The sequence below is a fragment of the Adlercreutzia equolifaciens genome (assembly GCF_029076695.1).
Taxonomy (GTDB): domain Bacteria; phylum Actinomycetota; class Coriobacteriia; order Coriobacteriales; family Eggerthellaceae; genus Adlercreutzia; species Adlercreutzia equolifaciens_A.
The window spans coordinates 307,125-330,877 of the sequence record NZ_JARFIK010000001.1 but is presented as its reverse complement, the minus strand read 5'-3'; the positions used below and the strand labels follow the sequence as shown (position 1 = coordinate 330,877).

The window sequence follows — 23,753 nt, the reverse complement described above, 5'->3', positions numbered from 1 at the left end:
GATGACGACGCCCGATAAGGACAAAGTCGCCTCTTCTACCCCCGCCGATATGGAGGCTGCCGCTCAGGCGGCGGCCTCCGTGGCCGCCAGCGAAGGCGCGCACGACGCTGAAGTGGTCGCCGACGCCGAGGTCATCGAGGCCAACGAGGCCGGCCAGCTTGACGACGAACTCGAGCGCGCCGCCGCCGACGCGGTAGCCGGCGTCATCGAGGAGTCCGAAGTGGTGGCCGCCGCCAAGGCCGAGGCTGCCGACTGGCAGGACAAGTACGTGCGTCTCCATGCCGAATGGGACACCTACCGCCGCCGCATGGGCGAGCAGCGCGAGGCCGAGAAGGCCCGCGCCACCGAAAAGCTCATGGAGAGCCTGCTGCCGGTGCTGGACGATTTCGTCCGCACGGTGGACTACGCCGAGCAGAACGGCGAGACCGGTTTGCTCGGCGGCGTGAAGGCCGTGCAGACGAAGCTGGTCGACACGCTGGCCAAGGGCGGCCTTCAGGTCATCGATCCGGCCGGCGAGGCCTTCGACGCCTTGGCTTGCCAAGCCGTGGGAACCGTGGACGACCCCAGCGTTCCCGACGAGACGGTCTCCCAAGTGTACCAACTGGGATACCGCATGGGCGACAAGGTGCTCAGGCCCGCCATGGTAACCATTACCACGGGCGGCCCGAAGCGGGAGAAGCCTGAGGACACGGAAGAGTAAGACTGATCGGGGGCGCACTTTCATGGTGCGCCCTTGTATTCGATAGATGAAAAGTAACGGAGGTGGAACGAATGGCGTCCACGCCTGATTATTACAAAACGCTAGGCGTTCCGCGCACCGCCACGGCCGACGAGATCAAGAAGGCGTTTCGTAAGTTGGCCCGCAAGCATCACCCCGACGCCGGTGGTGATGAGGCCAAGTTCAAGGAGCTCAACGAAGCCTACGAGGTGTTGAGCGACGACAAGAAGCGCGAGCTTTACGACCAGTACGGCACCGCGAACGAAAACCAGATTCCCCATGGATGGGGCGGTGGCCAGGGCTTCAACGTCGAGGACATCTTCGGCGGAGGCGGCGGCTACGGCGGTGGCGGCTTCGGCGGCAGCTGGGCCGACATTCTGGAGAGCATTCGCCACGGCGAAGGTGCGTTTGGAAGCAACTGGGACTTCGGCGGCGGCTTCGGCGGTCAGCCCCAGCCCCGCAAGGGCCAGGATATGAACGTCACGCTCAACGTCACGTTCGACGAGGCCTTCAACGGCACGGAGAAGAAGATCACCGTGCGCATTCCCGGCAAGAGCGAGGCCGATACCCATACGGTGAAGGTGCCCGCCGGTGCTGTGGACGGCGGCCGCGTGCGCCTGAAGGGCCAGGGTGCCCCGGGCGACAACGGCGGTGCTGCGGGCGATCTGCTCATCACCACGAAGATCGACGCCCACCCCTACTTCAGCCGCGAAAAGGCCGATGTGGTAGTGGAGCTGCCGGTGAACGTGGCCGAGGCCGCCCTGGGCGCCTCGGTAGTGGTGCCCACGCCCGACGGCAAGAAAATCAAGGTGAAGGTGCCCGCCGGCACCCAAGATGGCAAGGTACTTACCATCAAGGGCAAGGGCGCGCCCGATCTGAAGAACAAGGGGCAGAACGGCAACCTGAAGATCATCGTCAAAGTTGACGTGCCCACCGACATGAACGACGAGCAGAGAAAGGCCATGGAGGACTTCCTCGCAGCCAGTGAGGAGGAGAAGCGCCCATGGCAATAGACGATAGGAACCGGCCCCTGTACATGATCAGCATTGCTGCGGAGCTGGCCGGCGTGCATCCTCAAACCCTGCGCTCCTACGAGCAAAAGGGCCTGGTCACGCCCCAGCGCACCGGCGGTAACACCCGCATGTACTCCCAGGCCGACATCGATCGGCTCAACCTGATCAACGAGCTTACCAGCGAGGGCATCAACCTCGCCGGCGTCACCCGCATCCTTGATCTGGAGGGCCGACTGAACGACCGCGAGGCCGAAGTGGAAGATTTGCACGCCCGCGTGCGCCGCTTGGCCGATCGCGTCCGAGAACTGGAAACCCGCGCGACCATCGGGGCCATCGTCCACGTAGCCCCCACCCGTCGCTTACCATAAGGAGACATATATGAGACTAGACAAGTTGGCGGTGACGGCGCAAGAGGCATTTCAGGCCGCCATGGGCGTGGCCGGCGATGCCGACGCCGCCGTCATCGAGCCCATTCACTTGCTGAAGGCGCTGCTCGATTCCGACGAGAACAATCTTGCCGCCATCATCAAGCGCATCGGCGCCGATCCGGTCTGGCTGTCGCAGAACGTCAGCGACGAGATTGCCAAGATGCCGAAGCAGACTGGCGCCACCCCCATGGCCATTCCCGGCCAAGACCTTATCAAGGTCATCGATAACTCGGTGAAGATCGCCGAGAAGCTGGGCGACTCCTACGCCACCAGCGAGCACCTGCTCATCGCCCTGTCCGAGGACAAGGGCGCTGCGGGTCGCATCCTTACCACGGCCGGCGTTACCCGCAAGAACATCGAGGCGGCCTACGAGAGCCTGCGCGGCGACACCCGCGTTACCTCGCAGACCGACAAGACGGAGTTCGAGGCGCTGGAGCAGTACGGCGAGAACCTTACCCAGAAGGCCCGCGAGGGCAAGCTGGATCCGGTCATCGGCCGTAACGAGGAAATTCGCCGTACCATCCAGGTGCTGTCCCGCCGCACCAAGAACAACCCGGTGCTCATCGGCGAGCCTGGTACTGGTAAGACGGCCATCGTGGAGGGGCTGGCCCAGCGCATCGTGGCCGGCGACGTGCCCTCCAGCCTGAAGGACCGCGAGATTGTCTCGCTGGATCTGGGCGCCATGATGGCCGGCGCGAAGTACCGCGGCGAGTTCGAGGACCGCTTGAAGAACGTGCTGCGCGAGGTGAAGGAAGCCAACGGCAATATCATTCTGTTCATCGACGAGCTGCACACCATCGTGGGTGCCGGTGCCGGCGGCGATTCGTCGCTCGATGCGGGCAACATGCTGAAGCCGGCTCTGGCCCGTGGCGAGCTGCGAGCCATTGGCGCCACCACGCTGGACGAGTACCGCAAGTACATCGAGAAGGACGCCGCTCTGGAGCGCCGCTTCCAGACGGTTATGGTCAGCGAGCCCACCGTTGAGGACACCATCGCCATCCTGCGTGGTCTTAAGGAAAAGTACGAGATTCACCACGGCGTGCGCATCACCGACGGTGCCATCGTCAGCGCGGCCGAGTTGTCCGATCGCTACATCACCGACCGCTTCCTGCCCGACAAGGCCATCGACCTCATGGACGAGGCGGCCAGCCGCCTGCGCATCGAGATCGACTCCATGCCGGAAGAGGTGGACGCCGCCGAGCGCAAGCTCATCCAGATGCAAATCGAGGAGCAGGCGCTCATGAAGGAGTCCGACGACGCCTCCAAGGAGCGTCTGGAGAAGCTGCGCCACGACATTGCCGCGGCTCAGGAGTCCCTCGACGCCCAGAAGGCCGAGTGGCAGAACGAGAAGGACGCCATCGTCGATGTGCAGAACCTCAAGGCCGAGCTGGAAAGCGCTCAGCTTGACGAGGAGCGCGCCACCCGCGAGGGCAACCTGCAGCTGGCTTCCGAGATTCGCTACTCGCGCATTCCGGGCCTGCAGCAGCAGCTGCACGCCGCCGAGGAAGCCGTGAAGCTGAAGCAGCAGGACGGCGCCATCCTGAAAGAGGAAGTCTCCGAGGAGGAGATTGCCTCCGTGGTGGCCGCCTGGACCGGCATTCCCGTGGCCAAGATGATGCAGGGCGAGATGGAAAAGCTCGTCGACCTGGAGGAAGTCCTGAAGGGTCGCGTCATCGGCCAGGACGAGGCTGTGGGCGTGGTGGCCGGTGCTATTCGCCGCAACCGCGCGGGTCTGTCCGACCCGAACCGCCCCATTGGCTCGTTCCTGTTCCTGGGTCCCACCGGCGTGGGCAAGACCGAGTTGGCAAAGACGCTGGCCGAGTACTTGTTCGATTCCGAGAAGGCCATGGTGCGCATCGACATGTCCGAGTACATGGAGAAGTTCTCCGTGCAGCGCCTGATTGGAGCGCCTCCGGGATACGTAGGCTACGACGAGGGCGGTCAGCTGACCGAGGCCGTGCGCCGCAACCCCTACTGCGTGGTGCTGCTCGACGAGATGGAGAAGGCTCACCCCGACGTCTTCAACATCTTGCTGCAGGTGCTCGATGACGGTCGTCTGACCGACGGTCAGGGCCGCGTGGTGAACTTCAAGAACACCATCATCATCATGACGTCCAACATCGGCTCGCAGATCATCCGCGAGCACGCCGCCGAGGGCCGCGCCTTCGACGAGGCCGAGGCCACGGGTGGCGAGACCATGGGCGAAATGGCCGAGAAGATGATGAACATGACGCCGGAGCAGGCCGCCAAGCGCATGCAGGAGTTCACGAACAAGATCCAGGACGCCCTGTCCGCCACGTTCCGTCCCGAGTTCCTGAACCGTATCGACGACGTGATCACCTTCAACGAGTTGTCCATTTCGGCCATCGAGCCTATCGTGGACCTGCAGCTCGAGGAAGTGCGCGACCGCCTGCAGGCACGTCGCATCACGCTGGACGTTACCCCGGCGGCCATGGAGCACTTGGCCATCGACGGCTACGATCCGGTCTACGGCGCCCGTCCGCTCAAGCGCCTCATCCAGCGCGAAGTGGTGGATCGCATTGCCGAGAAGGTCATCAACGGCCAGCTGCATGATCGCAGCCACGTGCTCATCGATCTGGATGCGGAAGGCAACTACACCGCCCGCATCGAGAACTCCATGAGCCTGAACGATGCCGACTACGATGCGCTGCTGAACGGCGCCCCTCATGAGGGTCAGAGCCCGAACGGCCATGACCTCTTGGAGGATCTGGACACGCTGAGCAATGGCGACCTGGGAGAGGATCCCATCGCCTAGTTGGCCATCACCTGACATACCCACTTTCACAGAAAGCGCCCGGGAGCCAAGCCCGGGCGCTTTTGTTTAGACAATCTTCGTCTTGTCTAGTTGGGCCATGAACCAGTTGTTGAGGCGGATGACGGGGCGGCGCAGGACGAGCCCCAGGATGAGGGACGGGATAAGGAAGGCGCTGAGCAGGCCGAGGCTGACGGCGAAGTGGTTGCCGTAGATGCCGGCCATGGCTCCTTGGAAGGCTTCCATGGAGTGGGCGAAGGGGAGCCACGGGTAGATGGCCTGGAACCAGGGGGCCGACATTTGCACGGGCATGAGGCCGCCGGCGCCACCCAGCTGCAGCACCAGCCCGATAATGGCGATGGCCTTGCCGATGTTGCCGAAGGACACCGTGAGCGTGTACACCAGATTGGTGAAGACCAAAGAGGTCAGGCAGCAGGCCAGCAGGTAGAGCCAGAAGTGCTGGCACTCTACGCCCAGGAAGAAGACGTTGCCCAGGCAGACAATGATGGCCTGCAGCAATCCCAGTACGGCGAAAACGCCGTAGCGGCCCAGATAGAGCTCGGCTTGGGTGGGGGCGTGGCCTACCTTCGCCGTGAGAGCAGCTTGACGTTTCGGGGACACTTGCACCGACATGAGGGCCACCATGAAGATGGCGCCGATCCACAGGCACAGCGACGTGTAGAAGGGGCTCATGGCGCTGCCGTTGTTGGCCATGGCGTACACCGGGTGCTTGACCAGCTGGGTGGGAGCGGCCAGGAACTGGGCCACGGCGTCGGGGTTGTTGCCGATGATGCGGCGCACCTCGTCGATGTCGCCGGTGTTGACGGCATGCTGCAAATCGTCGTGGGCCTGCTTGAGCTCCGCGGTTGCCTGGCGGAGCGCTTTGGCGGTCTTCTTTAGCGAGTCGCGGGCCTTATCGAGGCTCGTGGCTAGGGACGAAGTGGTGTTACCCAGGCTGGTAGCGGTGGTTTGCAGCGAGTCGGTCAGGCCCTTGGCGTCTTCTCCCACCGAGGCCAGGCTGGTGGAAAGGGAGTCGAGGCTCTGCTGCAGCTGGGCGCGATAGGTACCCTGCGAGGTGTCCAGCGCTTGGCGCGCCTCGTCCAGGGCTTGGTCCGTGGCGGTTTGGGCGCTCTCAAGGCTTGCCTGGTCGGTGTTCAGCTGAGAGGATGCTTGGCCGAGGGTGGTTTCCAGGGCGCCTAGCTGGTTCACCACCTGGGCCGCGGCGGTGGCGGTGTCGCTGTTGGGGAGCAGCTCTTCCAGCTTACGGCTCAGGTCCTCGTAGGCCTTCTTCAGGGTGGCCACGTCGGTTTGGCAGGAGGTGAGGACCTTCTGCGCCGCGGCTGGGTCCTGCTCCATGGTGGCGAAGGCGCTGTCGGTGGCGCTCTGCACGGCATCCAAACTCGACGAAGCGCTGGCCAGGGCCTGGTCGGCTGCGCTTGAAGCGCTGCTCAAGCCTTGGCTGGCGCTGGCAAGGCCGCTGCGGGCATCGTCGATGAGGGGCGTAACCGAGGTGGGGGCCGATCCGGCGTCCTTGAGCACCGTGGCCGACGCCTTCACCAACGCCGTGGTCGATCCGAGCAGTCCTACGTAGGAGCTTACTTGCGAGGAGGCCGATTCCAGCTCCTCCGTGGCGGTGTCCATGCGGGCAAGAAGCTGCTGCACGTAGCTCATCAAGCCTTCGCCGCTCATAAAGTTAGTCAGGCTCGACGTAGTGCCCAGGGCAACTTTGGCTACGGTTTCCGTAAAGGTTTGATCGATGGTTTCCTCGAGGTCGGTGGCGCCCGTAGAGGTGACGCGCTGGGCGATGGCATTTTCCTTCTCGTTGTCGTAGTACACAATGTCGGCATGCTTGATGTCGCTGGAGAAGACGGTCATCAGGTCCGCCGTGAACGAAGGGGGGATGACGATAGCCGCGTAGTAGGCGCCTGAACGCACGCCTTCCAGGGCCTCGTCTTCCGAGACGAACTCCCAGTGGAACTGGTCGTTGGCCCGCAGGGCGGAGACAATTTGCTCGCCGGTGTTGATCTTGGTGGGGATGAGATCGGACTGGTAGCCCTCGTCGCTGTTGGCCACGGCCACGCTGATGTTGCCCGTGTTCGAGTACGGGTCCCAAAAGCCCAAGGTGGTGAACCAGGCGTAAAGGGGCGGTACCAGCACCAGGCCTACCACCACAATGGCCGCAATGACGTTGCGCAGCAAATGCTGCATATCGCTGGCGAAGATGGCCCAGATCATTTTCACTGTTCGTCGCCTCCTTCGGTTGGCGACGATCCCAGTTGGCGCCGTGCCTCCTTCTGCAGGTCGGCGGTGCTCAAGTTGGCCAGGGCCAGTTGATGGGTAAGGCTGGCGTTCAAGAAGCTGATCACAATAAGGTAGATGTCGACGGCGATGATGCCGATGACCATGGCCACCAGCATTTCCACGCGCACATCGACGCTGGCATGGACCAGCACCATGATAAGGAACGTGATTAGCGGCTGGGCGAAAACGGCAATCCAGCCAATGCGGGTGAGCCGCGGATAGTTGCGCTTGAACCAGGCGGCGCGGACCAGCAGCTTTTCGCGGAACGCTTCAGTGTTGAGCAGGGCCTTCATGAGGGTGCGCGTTTTTAGGCGCATGGCACTCCCCAGGACGGCGGCCCGGGTGCGTGACGTAACGGGCTCGGCCTGGAACAGATCGGTGGCGCCCAGCTTCTCATCGAACATGACGTTCAGGTTGAAATCGGCCCGTCCGAGCCCCAGGCCAATAAGGAACCCGGCGGGCACGAAGAGAAGCCCCAACAGCAGCATGTCGCGCAGGTAGTTCAGACCGTAGAAGCCGCCGATGGCCTCGCGCATGGCATCGATGGAGTAGGTGAAGGGCAGCAGCGGGTGAATGGCCTGGAAGAACGCGGGCATCATCTCGATGGGGAACATGCCGGAGCTGCCGGGAATTTGCATGATAAGCAGGATGACGGCAATGGCCTTCCCGATATGGCGAAACGCGTAGGCCAGGGCGTACATGAGGTTGACGTCCACGAAGACGGTCAGCAGGCCGGCGCCGATGAAGGCGGCGGGGCTTTCGCACTGGATGCCCATAAGCAGGTCGCCGGCGCAGCAGATGAGTCCTTGGGCAAGTCCGATGACCACGTAGAACAGCCAGCGCCCGAAGTAGGCCTGGGTGGGGGTGAATTTCGGGAGGCCCGTGGGATCGACGCGCAGACGCACGATGGCCATCAGGATGAAGCCGGCCACCCACAGGGCCAGATTGGTGAAGAACGGTGCCACGCCGCTGCCGTAGTTCTTCACCGGGTACACGGGCACGGTTTTCAGGGCGACGGGCGAGGCCATGAAGGAGCCAATGTCGTCGGGGTTGATCTTGAGGTAGGTGGCCAGATCCTTGACGGTGGCTGAGTCTTGCAGGGCGGTCAGGTCCTTGAGGGAGCGATCGAGGTTCTTCTCCATGGCCGTGAGGGAAGAGGCGGTGGTGCCTAGGGAGGTTTCGGCGGTTTCCAGGGTGTTGTCAAGCTCCTTCAGCAGCGTTTGGCATTGGGCCAGCGACGGCTCGATGCCCTTGAGGGCGCCTTCCAGGGTGCCGCAGGCGCTGACCAGGTCGTCCAGGCTCGATGAAAGATTCGGAAGGACGGAGGATTGGAATTGCTGGGCGGTGCTTTGGATGGTGGAGGCGCCGCTTTGGGCCGCTTGGTCCAGGGCGCTGGCCTCCTGCTCCAAGGAGCTGGCCGTCGAGGAGAGGGACGAGCTCAGGTCGGTCAATGATTGGACCGTTTGCTCCAGCTGGGTGCCGGCTTCCTGGGCTTGGTTCACCGCGCTGGTTATGGTGGCGTTGTCGGGCGCCTGCTTTTCCAGGGCGGCGATCAGCTTCTTATTGGCCGCCAGCAAGTCCTTGGCGTCGGCTAGGGCGGCGTTGGTCTGCGTCTCGGCTTGAGAGACGGCGCCCTCCACGGAGCCCAGGGCCTGCTGGGCGCTGGTGGCTGCCGCGCTCAGTTTCAGGGCGCCGTCTACGGCGTTCTTCGCCACTTCGGCGCCGTAAGCGTTGGCTGCTGTTCGGGCATCGCTCAGTAGGGTTTGGGAATCGCTCAGGGCTTCGAGCAAGTGGGGCACGTCGTTTTGGGCACCGGTAATGGTGTCGGCGGCGTGGGACACCGAGGTGCGGGTAGAGGCGACGGTCTTCTGCAAAGAAGTGAGGGTGTCGCGGGTGTTGGCCACGGTGTCGTGGGCGGTTTTCAAGCCCGAGGCCAGGCTCTTTTCCGAGGCATCGCCCTTCTCTTCGGCATAGGCGCCGGCGTCCTGGGTGGTGTCCACCACCTTCTCGGAGACGGTTTTCACGAAGTTCTCGTCAATGGCCTTCTGCACGGCCTGGGCGCCGGCGTCGGTTACCTTGGGCGCAATGGAAGAGGGCTTCTCGTTGACGTAGTAATCCAAGGAGGGCTTGGTGAAATGCCCTGTAAAGACGCTGGCGAAGTCCTCGCTGAAATTCTCCGGAATAACCAGGGCGGCCCAGTAGCGGCCCTCGTATACGCCGTTGATGGCGCTTTCCGTATCGGTGAACTCCCAGCCCAGCTCGTGGTTGTCCTTCAGCTGGTCCACCACCTGGGCGCCCACGTCCAGCGAGCCGGCCACGGGGCTGTCGGCGCCCTGATCGTTGTTGGCCACCGCCACCTTCATAGAGGCGGTGTTGTTGTAGGGGTCCCAGTTGGCGGCCACCACGTACCAGGCGTAGGCCGAGGGGATGACGGCCATGCCCAGCACCACAATGAGGGCAATGGGGTTGCGCAGCACGCGTTTCACGTCCCGAAGAAAGATGGCGAAGATGACGCCGAGATATGCCTGCGCGCGCTTGAACACTTCGTGCCTCGCCCTGAGCTTGCTATGGATGATTGCTGGGAAAAATTATCCCAAAGCTCAGCGATGGACCGGGCCGTACCGTCGCTTTGTCAACGCCTTGTGTCCTGGCGTTAGGCGGGGGTCACGGAGAAGATTCGGCGTTCCTAGATTGCTTCGTAGACAAGCGCGCCGTCGTCGTCGGTGTGGCGGCGGGCGCGATCAGTGTCGACCAGATAATCCAAGTAGCCGAACAGGGTGGCCACTCGACGCGCCCGAACGCCGCGAGGTTGGCCCGCGAGGCCGCCGGGCCGGCCGGCATCGTAGGCAGCGGTGACGGCGTAGACCGTGGCGGGACCTTCCGCTTGCAAGACGGCCGCCGTCTTGTCCAGGGGACGCTGGTGGGCGGCGATGATGCGGTCGATCAGCTGGCTGATGTCATCGGTGCTGGTCAGGGCTTCATGATGGCTGAGCAGTGCCCGTTGGAGGCCTTCCGCCCGCAAGGAAGCCATGCTGCTTAGGTAGCTAGAAAGCAAATGCTGGTCGGCTTGCAGCTGCATAACGCCAGGGGCGCCGAAAATCAGGTGATCGCCCGTGAACAGGATTCCGCGCTCGCGGTCGATGAGACAGCGGTGCTCGGCTGTATGCCCAGGGGTGTCCAGCACCTCCAGGTGAAAGCCGGCGCGGTCGAAGGCATCGCCTTCGTTGACAGGGGAAACCGCGGGGGAGCTCTCGAAAAGCGGGTTGCCGTCGCCCAGCAGGAAGGCCGCGAATTCGTCGAGGGCCGCGTCACCCGCCGCACGGGCGCCGGTAATAGTGAGGAACTGCTGCACGGCCTGGGGGCTGAAGGACTGACACGAGCCGCGGTACACCCGCCGTGCCCCTTGGTGGAGTGCATAGGGCACGTTGCCCGCGTGGTCATCGTGAAGGTGGGTGAGAAATATCTCCGTGTTCGCCCAGGTGCCGCCCGTGGCTCGGGCAAGGTCGTCGAGGAAGGTCATGCCGCACAGGTCGTAGTGGCCGGTGTCTACCAGGAGACCGCCGTCCTGGGGGTTGCCCACGGCATACAAGTCGATGCGGTCGCAGAAGTGGAACCCGTCCAAGGCGAAGGCGGTGTGGAAGAGCCCTGGCAACTCTTCGACTGCTTCCAGTACGGGAGTGGCGGTCACCTGGGGATAGCGCACGGGCACGTAATGCACCGCGCCGGCGCAGTCGGTGTAGGAGCGATATTCCCCTTCGTGGGGCTGGTCGAGCCAGGGCATGAGGTTGTAGGGCGCAGCCATAGGTTCCTTGGTATACGGTGTCTTTGTGGGAAGCCGATGAAGCAACGGTGACACCTATTTTGCGCCTCTGGTCGATCAAGGGCAATGGCTATAATGGACGAACTGCCCCTTCGCCTAGACTAGGGACAAGCTAATGTCAGAAAGGAGGCCGTCATGGCCGATCGCACCGTTGAAAATGACAGCCAGGAAGTCCCGGAGATCCCCGAGGAGTTGGAGCGTGTACTGGTGTTCTCCCTGGACGAGGCCAAGGAGAAGATCAATAACGGCGAGGACCTGATTCCCTTCACGTCCCTTATTGTGAAGGACAACTTGTTCATCGAGTCTCATCCCGGCGATTCGGCCGAGGAGTGCTTCGCGGCCGCCGAGGCCAATGTGCGCGGAGCTCGCGGTGCTGGCGCCTATGCCTTCTGCTACGACGGCTATATCGAGACCGATGACGGCGTCAAGGACGCCATCATCGCCGAAGGCGGTGAGCCGGGTGCTGATACGGGCTACGCCGTGGCCTATCTCTACACCGTGGACGAGGAAGGTGCCTACACCTTCGAGTCCGAAGCGGCCTACATCGGCGAGGCTCCGAACTTCATGGAGCAGCTGAAGGAGCCGGTGGACTACGCCGACGAGGACATCGAGGAGAAGTACCTCGACGTCGACGAGGCCGACATCGAGGTCGACGAAGAGCCGGCCGAGTAACGAACACGACCGTGGCGCTCGTGGCGCTGGCTTGCCGGCGGCACGTCAACGCGCCCCGCGACGGGGTGCGGGCGGGTGCCGTCGCGGCAGTTTGAGCAAAGATGCAGTTGGATGATGGCATCTGGCTGAATAAGTGGGCCCTTGACCCTGCAGCGGTCAAGGGCCCACGGTGTTTTCGGATGCATTTCGCGGCACGCCGCTCATCCCTGTCGCAGGTGGCCAGAAGGGCTCCAAGCAGGCTCTCGGTTGCTCCTGTTTTCGCCTACCCTGCGTGGAGTGGTCAGGAAAAGTGCCGAGATAGCGTTATCGTGCGCCTGCAACGCCGTCGATCCAGTACTGGCGGTCGAGAGCCCTGCTCCTGATGGTCAAAAAGGTCGCGAGGTAGTGCCACTGTGCGCTCGCGCTATCCCTGGCCCAGTGCAGCGGTCATGGGCACTGCACCCGGTGGTCAAAATAGGCCCGAGGCGGGGCTTTTGCCCGAAACGCGGCGATTAAGGTCGAAAATCCATCGAGGCGGGGCTTTTGCCCGCCCGAAAGCGCCGATTGGATGGAAAACGCGCCCTAATCGACCAGGAGGTGGTCAATCGGGACGCGTTTTCCGATCCAAACCCCCGCCTCGAGCGGTTTTCGACCCTAAAAGCCCCGAATCGGGCAAAACCATCAACTTGAAGCTTGTTTTGACCACGGCATGTTTCGCGGGTGCCAGAGCGGGTGCGGACTCGATGGGGGCGGCAGGCAGGCGTGGACCCAGGGAGCGACTGGTTCGGGCCAGGCGATGGAAGTGAAAGCTGTTCACGAGCAGACCTGCTCCCTATCCCCGCGTCGCCCGTCCGGCTCGACTCCCTTGTAAGTACAGCGCGGGTTAATCTTGTGTTGGGGAGGGCGCCCGTCCTTTCCGCCAGCGGAATTTGGTAAGTGCGCGAACTAAAGATCGGCAGGGGGGTCGAACGATTCGACAAGGTCGATGAGCTCCTGCTTTTTATGCACGTTCAATTTGGCGTAGATACGCTTTGAGTGCATGCGCACGGTGTTTTCGGAAATGATCAGCTCCTCCGCAACGCGCGCTACGGTTTTGCCGCGGGCAAGGTGACCCATCACCTCTGCCTCCCTCGCGCTCAAGCCGAAAGCCTGTTGCACGCAAGCTACTTGCTTCGAAGTGCGATCTTGATAGATGGGCTCATGATCCTGTGGTGGCGAGGGAGGGGTGAAGGAAGCGGTGGCCCCGGCAGAGGTACTGCTGGGAGGGGCGTCCTCTTCCGAGGATTGGTGGCGTGCGAGGGGCCGTCTGGCTGCAAGTGGCGCGGACCCGTTTCCCGCCAGCGGTAGTGACGCCGGCGGGATGAGCTCGACATCGGGAAGGGGCGCTCGACCAGCGCTAACAGCGTGGCGAAAGCCTCCCTGTCCGAAGAAATACATGAAGCCAAGCAGATACACGGCCCCTAAGGCAACGACGGCATAGGTGCTCATACCGGGGATGGCCGGCTGTTCAGCGAGGGCCGCTCCGAGAAATCCTGCATCGTGAAGTGTGTAGACGATGCCACCGAACAGGCCGTAGACAAACAGCGGACTCGTTCCTCGATCGCGCGATAGCTGGGCGCATTGGATCATCATTAACATGAGGGCTACGCTGTAGGCGGCGTACAAAAGGGCCGACAGCCACCGGGCATAGGGCGCGCCCAAAAAGGGTAGCAGCAGGAAGCCGGTAATCACCAAAGGAAACACCACTCGGAAGAGTGCAACTACGTTCAGCCGCACTCCCTTGCCCCGCCACAGCGCTAGAAAGGCGATAGCGGCAACAAAAGAAGCGCCCATGGAGAGACCATTGACGAACGATCCTACCGTAGGATCTTCGATGGCGAGGGCTCGCACCAGGCCCGAACAGAGACCAAGCGACCCAATGCAGAGCGCGGGCCTCATCAGCATAAGGGCTGTTTGTCGATAGACGAGAGGGTTGGAGCGCGGGTCGTCTTCGAACATTGGTTGTTCGAGGTTGATTGTGCGGCTCTTAAGGGCAATGGCCAAGGCGAAAAACGGGGTGATAACCAAAGGAATGAGGTATACCGTAACAGCGCGGGGAATGAGATAGAGCGCAAAATAGAACAACGAGGCGATGGCAGTACCGAGGATGAGGTCGCGGTCGCCGGCATCGGAGTCTTGGCTGGCAAAAAGACGTTGCCACAAAAGGTAAAACCCGGCCGAGCCGACTCCGATAAGCGCGCCTGCGCCTATCATGAGGGGGACAACCCAACCGTCAAGGTACATGGCGGCAATCAGAAGACCCCACCCGGCAAGATAGGGCAGCGAAGACAGTCGCACGATGAAGCGACGAACAGCGCGAGGAAGAAAAAATGCCTCAAGTACGCTGGCAAAAAATACCAGTGCAAACATAATGGACTGAGCTACCGAGAAGCACAGAAGGAAAAGAGGCTCTTGGAGTTTGAGGGGCAGGAAGGGGAACACGCCTCCCCAGGTGCCTACGGCGTTCACGGCAAGAAAGGCAGCATAGCCGAAAGAAGTGGCGTTAGGCTGAAGGGCTCCAAGCCACGGTGTGCTGCTCATAGATGCTCTCCTTTTCTTGTTTCTCTCGTGCTAAGTATAGAGGGGGCGAGGCCGAAGCAGAGAGCGCAACGACAAGATTGGCGAGGGCTGCATGCCTACTTTGACCTGGGAAAATGCAAAATGTACACGTTTTATGTAACACGGTTGGCCTGACTCTTGCCTACAATTTCACCCGATTCGCGACGTGGAGCCACGCAGTCTGCGTCGCGAATTGTGAACAAAGAGGAGAAGCAAGGAGGAGAAGATGGCCCAAGCAACAAAACACGCTGTTTCTCGCCGTTCGTTCATGAAGGGGACGGCCGTCGCCGGTCTGAGCACTGCCGCTCTGGGCGGCGCAACGCTGTTTGGCTGTGCCCCACAGGCCGAAGAAACCGAATTGGCTAATACGAGCGCTCCCACGGTTCCCGTGGACGACAAAACCACATGGGGCTTCTGCGCCCTGAACTGTCATGGTCGTTGCTCGCTTAAATTCCACGTTACCGATGATGAGGTAACCTGGGTGGAAAGCTGCGGCACGCCCGATGCCGACTTCGACGAGCCTCAGCCCCGTGCCTGCCTGCGCGGTCGCACTTACCGTCGTTGGATGAACCATCCCGATCGTTTGAGCTACCCCATGAAGCGTGTGGGCAAACGCGGCGAAGGTGCTTTCGAGCAAATTTCCTGGGACGAGGCTACCACTATTATTGCTGACGAGCTGCGTCGCATTATCGATACCTACGGGAACGAGGCCATCTTCTTCCCGCAGATGTCGGGCGTGGCCACCTCCATGGATTCCATGAGCAACAACTCCCTCACCCGTCTGATGTGCATGCTCGGTGGTTATTTAGGCTACTACGGCGACTACTCGACGGGAGCAGCCCAGTTCAGCGCCATGTACATGTACGGCATCAACTGGTACGGGCTCGGTTCGCCGCTCAACGTGGCCGAGGATGCCAATCTTATTCTCATGTTCGGCAACAGCCTGGCCGAGACGCGCCAGGGCGGCAATATCGCCCACTACGACTGGACGCACTTGCGCGAAAACACCAACGCGAAGATCTACAACATCGACCCGCGCATGAACTCAGCCATGTACGGCCATTCCGACGAGTGGATTCCCATCAATCCGGGCACCGACGCCGCGCTGGTGGCTGCTCTGGCCCACGAGCTCATCGAGAACGATTGGGTCGACCTCGACTTCCTTCATGAGTTCTGTGTTGGTTTCGACGAGGAAACCATGCCTGAAGCCTATAAGGGCAAGGCCATGTCCTACCGGGATTACATCATGGGCACGGGCTACGACAAGGTAGAGAAAACGCCGGAGTGGGCCGCCAAAATCACGGGCATTCCGGCTGAGCGCATCGCGTCGCTCGCCGAGGAGCTGGGCACGACGAGCCCGGTGTACATCGCCCAGGGCTGGGGCATTCAGCGCCGCAGCAACGGCGAGCATGCCTCGTGGGCCATCATGACGCTGCCCTGTCTTCTGGGTCAGGTGGGTCTTCCCGGTACCAATTCCGGCTCTCGAGAGGGCAAGAACGGCATTATGCTGGGCTCGGTGGCCCCGGGCGAGAATCCGGTGACCACGAAGATTCCCATCTTCTCTTACATCAACGCCATCGAGGATCCCGACTCCATGACCGCCACCAAAGGCGGCGTTCAGGGAGCCGATAAGCTGTCGGTGGGCATCAAGTGCATTATCAGCTGGGCCGGCAATGCGCTTACCAACCAGCACAGTGACATCAATCACTCCCACGACGTGCTGGCCGACGAGACGAAGTGCGAGTTTATCCTCGGCATCGACACGATGCTCACTGACTCTATGAAGTACGCCGATATCCTGCTGCCCGACCTGTTCCCCTTCGAGCAGGTAGGCATGAGCAACAACGGCGGCGTGAACGCTCATATCGTGGCCAGCCAGCCCTGCACTTCGGCAAAGTTCGAGCGCAAGACCTGCTATGAGATTGCCAGCCTCATTGCCGAGAAGATGGGCATCGGCGACGAATACACCCAAGGCGGCAAGACCGTCGACGATCTGATGCGCGAGGCCTATGCCACCACGCTGGAGGCCGATCCTGAGCTGCCGACCTACGATGAATTTATGGAGCAGGGTTTTGTCGTGCGCAAGGGTGAGAAGACCAACCCGCTGGCTGCCTATCGCGAGGATCCCGTCGGCGCGCCGCTGGGAACGCCTTCGGGCAAGATCGAGATATTCTCCGAGAAGCTGCTGGCCGATGTCGAGGGCTGGGAGTTCCAGGAGGACGACACCTTCGCCGACCTGGGCACTCCGGCGCCCATTCCCGTGTACATGCCCGAATGGTACGGCGTTGAGACGGTGACGGAGGAGTATCCGCTCATGTTGTCGGGCTTCCATGGCTCGGCGCGCATTCACTCCTCTTTCGGCAACGTGGAGCTTTTGAAGGAGCTGAACCCCCAGGAGCTGTGGATCAATCCCTCCGATGCCGCCGAGCGCAGCATCCAGCAGGGCGACACCGTACGCGTGAAGAACTCCTTCGGCGAGATGGAGCTGGTGGCGAAGGTGACGCCGCGTATTGTGGCCGGCACCGTGGCCTGCGCTCAGGGCGCGTGGCACGACGCCGACATGAACGGCGACCGCGTGGACAAAGGTGGCAACATCAACACGCTGACCACTCAGCGACCTACGCCAGTGGCGAAGGCGAACCCCCAGCACACTAACATCTGCCAAGTGGTCAAGGCCTAAGGGAGGGACGTACTATGGCTCAATACGCTTTCTATTTTGACAACGCACGCTGCACTGGCTGCAAAACCTGCGTGCTAGCTTGCAAAGACAAAAAGAACCTGAACACGGGCGAGGCCTATCGGCGCGTGTACGAGTATGCCGGCGGTGCTACTGAGAAGTCTGCCGATGCCTTCGCCACTACCTGCTTTGCCTACACGGTGTCGGTGGCGTGCAATCATTGCGACAGCCCGGTCTGTTACGCCAACTGCCCGCAAGGCGCTATCGAGAAGGATCCCGAAACCGGCTTCGTGTCTTCCGATCCCGAGAAGTGCATCGGGTGCGGCACCTGCGCAAATGTGTGCCCCTATGGTGCGCCCCACGTAAATGAGGAGACCAAGAAGTCGGTCAAGTGCGACGGCTGCGCCGACTTGGTGGCCGCTGGCGGTAAGCCGGCCTGTGTGACCTCGTGTCCGGCGCGCGCTCTGAACTTCGGTGAGGCCGACGCCATGGCAGCGCTGGGCGAGCGCGCCGATATTGCGCCGTTGCCCTCGGTCAGCGAGACGACGCCGAACCTGTTCATCAAGGCAAGCGCCGATGCGCGTGGAGCCGACTCGTCCGACGGTGAAGTGGCCAACTCGGCTGAGCTGGCTTAATCGGAGTTGTACTTCTGAAGCATGCCCAGCGATGGCTTGCTGGGAAGTCGGGGTCATTGATAAAGCCCTCCCTTCTGGGAAGAGCCGCCAGTTGTTCGACTGGCGGCTTCCCTTCTTTCGGAGGGGAGGGTTAGAAGCTTGTGGGGGCTACGGCAGGTTGCCGAGCTCCTAGGAAGCAACGATGATCCTTTGGGTAAGAAGATGCTTTGATCTGCACAGACTGAGCGTTGACGGAAGGTCAGGGAGCCCATCGCTTGGCGATCCTGAAGTATACTGAAGAGGCACGAAAGGGGAAGACGCAATGGAGCCGATGGCTTTCTATCTCGACGGCACGCGCTGCACTGGATGTCAAACCTGCGTGTTCGCCTGCCGTGACTACCATGGTTTGGATATCGGTTTCTCTTATCGCAAGGCCGTCGACTACGTGGTCGGTCAGACCGAGCGCACGCAGAGTGGTTACCATCAAACGACGTGCGCTGCCTATGCCGTCTCTTTCTCCTGCAATCACTGCAATCGACCAGCCTGTGCTGAAGTGTGCCCTACAGGCGCCATGCATCGCGACGAAACGTTTGGCTTTATGCAGGTTGATGCCCGAAAATGTATTGGGTGTGGCTATTGCCATCTTTCGTGCCCCTACGGGGCGCCAAAGGTCGATCGACATCTTGGCCGCTCGGTGAAATGCACGGGTTGCCAGGAGCGCCTTCTGGTTCAGAAACAGCCGGTGTGCGTCGAGGCCTGCCCCGCTCGGGCGCTTTCGTTCGGGCCTCGTGAGGAATTGGGGCGTCGGGCTCCTCGTGCCGATTGTGCTCCTTTCCCACCCTCCTCCGAGACCGAGCCCAACTTGTTCGTAACGCCTAGCCCCCAGGCTGATTCTGCAGAGATGCCGGCGGGGCGGGTCGAAAATGCTGGCGTCTGGAAAAGTTTATGACTGGTTTTTCGCTTGCTCTTGAAGAGATTACGCTCGTTCTGTTCACAACGCTGGCGCCCGCTGGCGCCGTGGCGTACATCCTGCTGGCTCTTGCTTCTTTCGGCGCGGACCAGGATGCCTCACGACGCATTCAGCGATTTTTACTGGCGCCGCTCATGGTGGTGCTGGTGGGTCTTGTGGCTTCCGCAACCCATCTAGGCAATCCTGAGAATGCGCTCTATGTGCTTTCGCGCGTAGGACAGAGCCCTCTTTCCACCGAAGTGGCCACCGCCGTAGTGTTTCTCGGCATTGCAGGTGTGCAATGGATGTACCAGTATGCTGAACGATATCGGCGGGGGTTCTCTCGAGGTCTGCTTGTTGCGGCTTCGTTGGCGGCTTTGGGTATGGTGGTGGCCATCGCGTTTGCGTATGCCAGTAGAACCGTCCTTAGCTGGAATACCGCGTATGTTCCTTTGCTGACGGGCTTGAACGCCGCGATGGCGGGTCCTCTTTTAGCTCTGGCTGTGCTCGTATGGGCTCAGAGGAAAGCGACCGCAGGGGGATTTGGCCGCGCCTTACTTGTTGGATGCATTGCTGCGCTTGGTTTAGGTGTCGTGGTGTATCTGATGCAGGGTGAATGCCTTGCCGATCTGGAAAATACGTACATTACCGCCATGCAGCTCGTGCCGCACTACAGCTGGTGCGTGGTCGCCTACGGTGTCTTGGGGGCTACCGCGTGGGGGCTGGATGCGGCTGCCATTTTTCGCCGCTGTCCGCTCCCTCAATGGGCGGCGATATGCGCCTGCCTGCTCGCTTTGTTGGCGGTTTTTGTCATGCGCTGTTCGTTCTATGCCATGCACCTTACTGTGGGAATGGGCTGGTGATACTGCGGTTCGAAGTGCAAGAAGGATCTTGGGGGAGAAAAAGAATGAGGCGGCGAAGAGGGGTACTTCGCCGCCTCGGAGGAGGGGGTAATGCGGCTTGAGGCCGCAGTCTGCTCACAAGGGGTATGAAGCAGAACGGAGCGAAGCAGGGGAACTTCGAAACTCCGTGGTTAGAATTTTATGATGAAGGTCACCTTTTGGGACATTTCCCCATATAAACGGAGGTATTTCAGCGGTAGAGGGCGCTCCAACGGAGGAGAGTCTCCGCTCGCCCCGACTCAGCTTCCGCTCGCCCTGGGACGGGGTTTTCGCTGAATCAACGGTTGCGATCCTCTGGAAAGGCCCATCTTCCGTTAGGATGGAATCAAACATCGATCCCTCGAGCAAAGGATGGTTGCCATGGCGGATATCGCGCTGCGCTTCTTCAAGGACATGCTGGTTCTTTCCTCTCCGGTGGCTGGTGCGCTGCGCCGTCACGGCGTGGAGGGAGAGCGTGAGCAGATGCTGGCGCTTCTGCTGGAGTCCGAAACCATCGAGGAGGCCTATCGCCTGGAAGCGGTGGCCGGCCCCCAGTGCTTTGTTGCCGACACGGCCGAGTTGACCCCTGCTCGTTTAGCGGCTTTGGGTATGGACGGCCGCGGCGAAGTGCTGGCAGCTACGGCCCTAGAGGCGGTGGAGTCCTTCACGCCTCAACACGTGTTGGTGGAGCTGGGCCCTTGCGGGCTGCCGCTCGATCCGTCGTCGAAGAGCTCCTTGGTCGAAAACCGCGATCAATACGCGCGGGCCGCCCAACTCTTCGAGGGGCGCGCCTTCGATGCCTTCTTCTTGAATGGCTTTACTACCTGCGATGACCTGAAGTGTGCGCTTATGGGCGTGCGCAAGGTAAGCGATGCCCCCATTTTCGCCTCGGTTGATATTCAGGAGGACGGCATGTTGGCATCTGGTCGCGGCACGCTGCGTAAGGCGGTGGAGGTTATGGCCGAGTTCGGCGCCGCGGTGGCGGGCTTCGCCACGACGGCGCGTCCCGCGGTGGCGGCCGAGCATGCGGCCGAGGCGCGCGAGGCGCTGGGGGCCATGGGTGCCGACTTGTGCTTGCTGGTGTCACTGGTGGTGAAGGAGCGCGATGTGCGTCAGCAGGCTCCCACTGATGAGAACCCCTACTACTGCGCCGACACCATGACCGGGGCGGCTACGGTGCTGCGTGGCGCCGGTGTCCAGTTTCTCCGCGCCGCCGGCGACGCCACGCCTGCCTATACGGGCGTGCTTGCCGCCACGGTGGCGGGTCAGGACGTGGTCACGGGCCAGTAGCGCCTTTGGCTTCGCCCCGCCCCGCCGCATTTCAGGTTCCAGGAACGGCAGGTTCGGTTCCCCCATGCTTTAGGTTCCAGGATCCCGCCGTTTGGTTCCCTTTGGACAGTCAAAATCGGAGTCTTTGGTAACGGGTGGCCGCAAAAGGCCAGGTCGCGTCTTGGCCGATTCGGAGGAGCAGATACCAAAGCAGCCGCTTTTGGAACCTCTGGCTCCTTGGGCCGCTCCATCCCTCCGCGCGGGGCACGCCGCGTCTTTCCTTCGTCCCTCGTTTCCCGTTTGCGAGAAAAAGTTTTGGAGTTTTTCGACGCGTAAAAACACATCTTGTTCGATTGCAACCGAACACCTCTCCGAGTACTATATATATCCGCCAAGTGAAGCATGAACACAATATATTGTGTGACACTTGGTTAATAACCCGGTGGAAAGAATGCGGGAAAAGTATTCGGAAACACGGGTTTACCCCCCAAGTAATTGAGAAGTGCGGCAATGGGGAAAACATCGCCGCACTTCTGCATGTTGTGGTTCGGTTTCGAAAGAAAGGACTTTGGTCACTATGGTCAAGACCATCATCAAGCGCGATGGGCGCACCGCAGAGTTCCATCCCCAGAAGATTGCCGATGCGGTGGAGAAGTCGTTCCAGGCCTGTGCTGCCATGCAGGATCGTGCCACGGCCGAGGAAATTGCGCAGAAGGTGGTCGACAAGCTGGAGAGCGGCGCCATCGAGGGCACGCCCACGGTGGAGGGCGTCCAGGACCTGGTGGAGGAAACCCTCATCGAGTCCGGCTTCGTGCAGACGGCCAAGGCCTACATCCTGTATCGCGCCGAGCGCAATCGCGTGCGCGACGTGAACTCCCGCCTCATCCAAACGCTGAAGGACATCACCTTCTCCAAGGCGGCCGATTCCGACATGAAGCGCGAGAACGCCAACATCGACGCCGACACGGCCATGGGCACCATGCTGAAGTACGGCTCCGAGTCCGCCAAGCAGTTCTACGAGATGTGCGTCATCGACCCGCGCTTCGCCCGTGCCCATCGCGAGGGCGACATCCATATCCATGACATGGACTTCTACACCCTGACCACCACCTGCTGCCAGATCGAGCTGCGCAAGCTGTTCAAGGGCGGCTTCTCCACAGGTCACGGCGTGCTGCGCGAGCCCAATGACATTTCCAGCTATGCGGCTCTGGCTTGCATCGCCATCCAGTCGAACCAGAACGACCAGCACGGCGGCCAGTCGGTGTGCGATTTCGACTACGGCCTGGCCGAGGGCGTGCGCAAGACCTACCGTCGCCTGTTCAAGAAGCATGTGGCCGAGGGCGTCGACCTGCTGTCCGACATTGCCGACGACCGCGAGTTCGTCGAGAACCTGCTGGCTCAGATCGAGCAGTCCACGGGTGTGGTGGCCTCGCTGGCCATGGACCCCGAGTTCCGCGCTGCCGTGGTAAGCGGCCTTGAGGCTGCCGGCATCGATGCTGCCACCGCTGAGCGCGTGGTGGCCTATGCCGAGAAGAACGCCTCCCGCGACACCGACCGCCAGACCTTCCAGGCCATGGAGGCCCTGGTGCACAACTTGAACACCATGCATTCCCGTGCCGGCGCTCAGACGCCCTTCAGCTCGGTGAACTACGGTATGGACACCAGTCCTGAGGGCCGCATGGTCATCAAGAACATGCTGCTGGCCACCGAAGAGGGCCTTGGCTCCGGCGAGACGCCCATCTTCCCCGTGCAGATCTTCCGCGTGAAGGAAGGCGTGAACTACAACCCCGAGGATCCGAACTACGACCTGTTCAAGCTGGCCATGCACTGCTCGGCCAAGCGCCTGTTCCCCAACTTCAGCTTCCTGGACGCCCCCTTCAACGCGCAGTACTACAAGGGCACCCCGGAAACCGAGATTGCCTACATGGGCTGCCGTACCCGCGTTATGGGCAACGTGTTCGATCCCTCCAAGGAGGTCACGCCCGGCCGCGGCAACCTGTCCTTCACCTCCATCAACCTGCCCCGTCTGGCCATTCGCGCCAAGGGCGACCTGGACCTGTTCTTCGATCTGCTGGACTCCAAGCTGCAGCTGGTCACCGGTCAGCTGGACGAGCGCTTCGAGATTCAGGCCCGCAAGCATGTGTACAACGCGCCGTTCCTCATGGGCCAGGGCGTGTGGATCGACTCCGAGAAGCTGCTGCCCTCCGATGAGCAGCGCGAGGTGCTGAAGAACGGCACGCTCACCACGGGCTTCATCGGCTTGGCCGAGGCTCTGGTGGCTCTGACGGGCCAGCATCACGGCCAGTCGGCCGAGGCGCAGCGCCTGGGCCTGGAGATCGTGGGCCATATGCGCAGCTACTGCGACCGCATCTCCCGCGAGCGCGGCATGAACTACACCCTCATCGCCACGCCGGCCGAGGGTCTGTCCGGCCGCTTCGTGCGCATGGACCGCGCCCGCTACGGCGTCATCCCCGGCGTCACCGATCGCGACTACTACACCAACGGCTTCCACGTGCCGGTGTACTACGACATTTCCGCTTTCGACAAGATTGCCAAGGAGGCGCCCTACCACGCGCTTACCAACGGCGGTCACATCAGCTACATCGAGCTCGACGGCGACCCGACGGACAACCTGGAGGCCTTCGAGAGCGTTATCCGCTACATGAAGGACTGCGGCATGGGCTACGGCTCGGTGAACCATCCGGTCGACCGTGATCCGGTGTGCGGCTACAACGGCATCATCGAGGACGTGTGCCCCAAGTGCGGCCGCACCGAGGCCGAGCACCAGCAGCCCTTCGAGCGCATCCGCCGCATCACGGGCTATCTGGTAGGCACGCTCGATCGCTTCAACGACGCCAAGCGCGCCGAAGAGCACGACCGCGTAAAGCACGACGTGCCCGCAACGGACGAGGCCGCTGAGTAGCGGCGCCGTCACCCGCCATCCCGCACAGCACGCAGAAGAGGGAGCCTTCGGGCTCCCTCTTTTTGTGCAGAAAGCTGGGAACCGTTCGGTTCTGAAGAAACGGCTTCCCAGCGACACCCTCTATTCTAGAAACATAAG

The 23,753-nt window shown here is 61.8% G+C and carries 16 protein-coding genes; 11 read left to right on the top strand and 5 right to left on the bottom strand.

Annotated features, from left to right (window positions below; genetic code table 11):
• Position 1: 1 nt before the first annotated feature.
• The 4 genes from PZH32_RS01085 (at position 2) to PZH32_RS01070 (ending at position 4,935) form a co-directional block, all read left to right on the top strand.
• Positions 2-700, top strand: a complete 699-nt coding sequence (locus tag PZH32_RS01085) for a nucleotide exchange factor GrpE (protein ID WP_275205786.1) — start codon at positions 2-4, stop codon at positions 698-700.
• A gap of 71 nt (positions 701-771) precedes the next feature.
• A complete protein-coding gene (locus PZH32_RS01080; RefSeq protein ID WP_275205785.1) occupies positions 772-1,731 on the top strand; it encodes a DnaJ C-terminal domain-containing protein in 960 nt (319 codons plus the stop codon).
• On the top strand, positions 1,722-2,099 hold the full coding sequence (locus tag PZH32_RS01075) for a heat shock protein transcriptional repressor HspR (protein ID WP_275205784.1): 378 nt from the start codon (positions 1,722-1,724) through the stop codon (positions 2,097-2,099). Before PZH32_RS01080 ends, PZH32_RS01075 begins: the two co-directional genes overlap by 10 nt.
• A gap of 10 nt (positions 2,100-2,109) precedes the next feature.
• Entirely contained in the window at positions 2,110-4,935 is a 2,826-nt protein-coding gene (locus PZH32_RS01070; protein ID WP_275205783.1) for an ATP-dependent Clp protease ATP-binding subunit, read from the top strand.
• Between the two features lie 66 nt (positions 4,936-5,001).
• On the opposite strand, the gene PZH32_RS01065 is transcribed toward PZH32_RS01070, so the two are convergent.
• From PZH32_RS01065 to PZH32_RS01055, 3 genes are all read right to left on the bottom strand, one after another.
• Entirely contained in the window at positions 5,002-7,167 is a 2,166-nt protein-coding gene (locus PZH32_RS01065) for a YhgE/Pip domain-containing protein (protein ID WP_275206888.1), read from the bottom strand.
• Positions 7,168-7,169: 2 nt separating this feature from the next.
• On the bottom strand, positions 7,170-9,776 hold the full coding sequence (locus PZH32_RS01060) for a YhgE/Pip domain-containing protein (protein ID WP_275205782.1): 2,607 nt from the start codon (positions 9,774-9,776) through the stop codon (positions 7,170-7,172).
• 143 nt (positions 9,777-9,919) lie between these two features.
• On the bottom strand, positions 9,920-11,035 hold the full coding sequence (locus PZH32_RS01055) for an MBL fold metallo-hydrolase (protein WP_275205781.1): 1,116 nt from the start codon (positions 11,033-11,035) through the stop codon (positions 9,920-9,922).
• Between the two features lie 153 nt (positions 11,036-11,188).
• Here PZH32_RS01055 and PZH32_RS01050 point away from each other — a divergent pair, with 153 nt between their 5' ends.
• On the top strand, positions 11,189-11,725 hold the full coding sequence (locus tag PZH32_RS01050) for a hypothetical protein (RefSeq protein WP_275205780.1): 537 nt from the start codon (positions 11,189-11,191) through the stop codon (positions 11,723-11,725).
• Between the two features lie 924 nt (positions 11,726-12,649).
• On the opposite strand, the gene PZH32_RS01045 is transcribed toward PZH32_RS01050, so the two are convergent.
• Complete coding sequence (locus tag PZH32_RS01045; RefSeq protein WP_275205779.1) at positions 12,650-14,113, bottom strand: LuxR family transcriptional regulator; 1,464 nt, start codon at positions 14,111-14,113, stop codon at positions 12,650-12,652.
• A gap of 415 nt (positions 14,114-14,528) precedes the next feature.
• On the opposite strand from PZH32_RS01045, the gene PZH32_RS01040 reads away from it, so the two are divergent.
• Together PZH32_RS01040 and PZH32_RS01035 are read left to right on the top strand one after the other, a co-directional pair.
• The gene (locus PZH32_RS01040) at positions 14,529-16,982 is read left to right on the top strand and encodes a DMSO/selenate family reductase complex A subunit (RefSeq protein ID WP_275205778.1); all 2,454 of its coding nucleotides are present in this window, start codon (positions 14,529-14,531) and stop codon (positions 16,980-16,982) included.
• Between the two features lie 14 nt (positions 16,983-16,996).
• A complete protein-coding gene (locus PZH32_RS01035) occupies positions 16,997-17,614 on the top strand; it encodes a 4Fe-4S dicluster domain-containing protein (protein ID WP_275205777.1) in 618 nt (205 codons plus the stop codon).
• A gap of 238 nt (positions 17,615-17,852) precedes the next feature.
• On the opposite strand, the gene PZH32_RS14120 is transcribed toward PZH32_RS01035, so the two are convergent.
• A complete protein-coding gene (locus PZH32_RS14120; RefSeq protein ID WP_343074498.1) occupies positions 17,853-18,236 on the bottom strand; it encodes a hypothetical protein in 384 nt (127 codons plus the stop codon).
• Here PZH32_RS14120 and PZH32_RS14115 point away from each other — a divergent pair.
• The 4 genes from PZH32_RS14115 to PZH32_RS01015 all read left to right on the top strand — a co-directional run bounded on the left by PZH32_RS14115 (position 18,147) and on the right by PZH32_RS01015 (position 23,615).
• On the top strand, positions 18,147-18,542 hold the full coding sequence (locus PZH32_RS14115; protein WP_343074494.1) for a 4Fe-4S dicluster domain-containing protein: 396 nt from the start codon (positions 18,147-18,149) through the stop codon (positions 18,540-18,542). The two genes, PZH32_RS14120 and PZH32_RS14115, sit on opposite strands and share 90 nt — an antisense overlap.
• Positions 18,539-19,405 carry a dimethyl sulfoxide reductase anchor subunit family protein gene (locus tag PZH32_RS01025; protein ID WP_275205776.1) on the top strand — a complete coding sequence of 289 codons (867 nt, stop codon included), beginning with the start codon at positions 18,539-18,541 and terminating at the stop codon, positions 19,403-19,405. Before PZH32_RS14115 ends, PZH32_RS01025 begins: the two co-directional genes overlap by 4 nt.
• Before the next feature lie 399 nt (positions 19,406-19,804).
• Complete coding sequence (locus PZH32_RS01020) at positions 19,805-20,713, top strand: homocysteine S-methyltransferase family protein (protein ID WP_275205775.1); 909 nt, start codon at positions 19,805-19,807, stop codon at positions 20,711-20,713.
• A gap of 556 nt (positions 20,714-21,269) precedes the next feature.
• Complete coding sequence (locus PZH32_RS01015) at positions 21,270-23,615, top strand: anaerobic ribonucleoside triphosphate reductase (protein WP_275206885.1); 2,346 nt, start codon at positions 21,270-21,272, stop codon at positions 23,613-23,615.
• Positions 23,616-23,753: the final 138 nt, after the last annotated feature.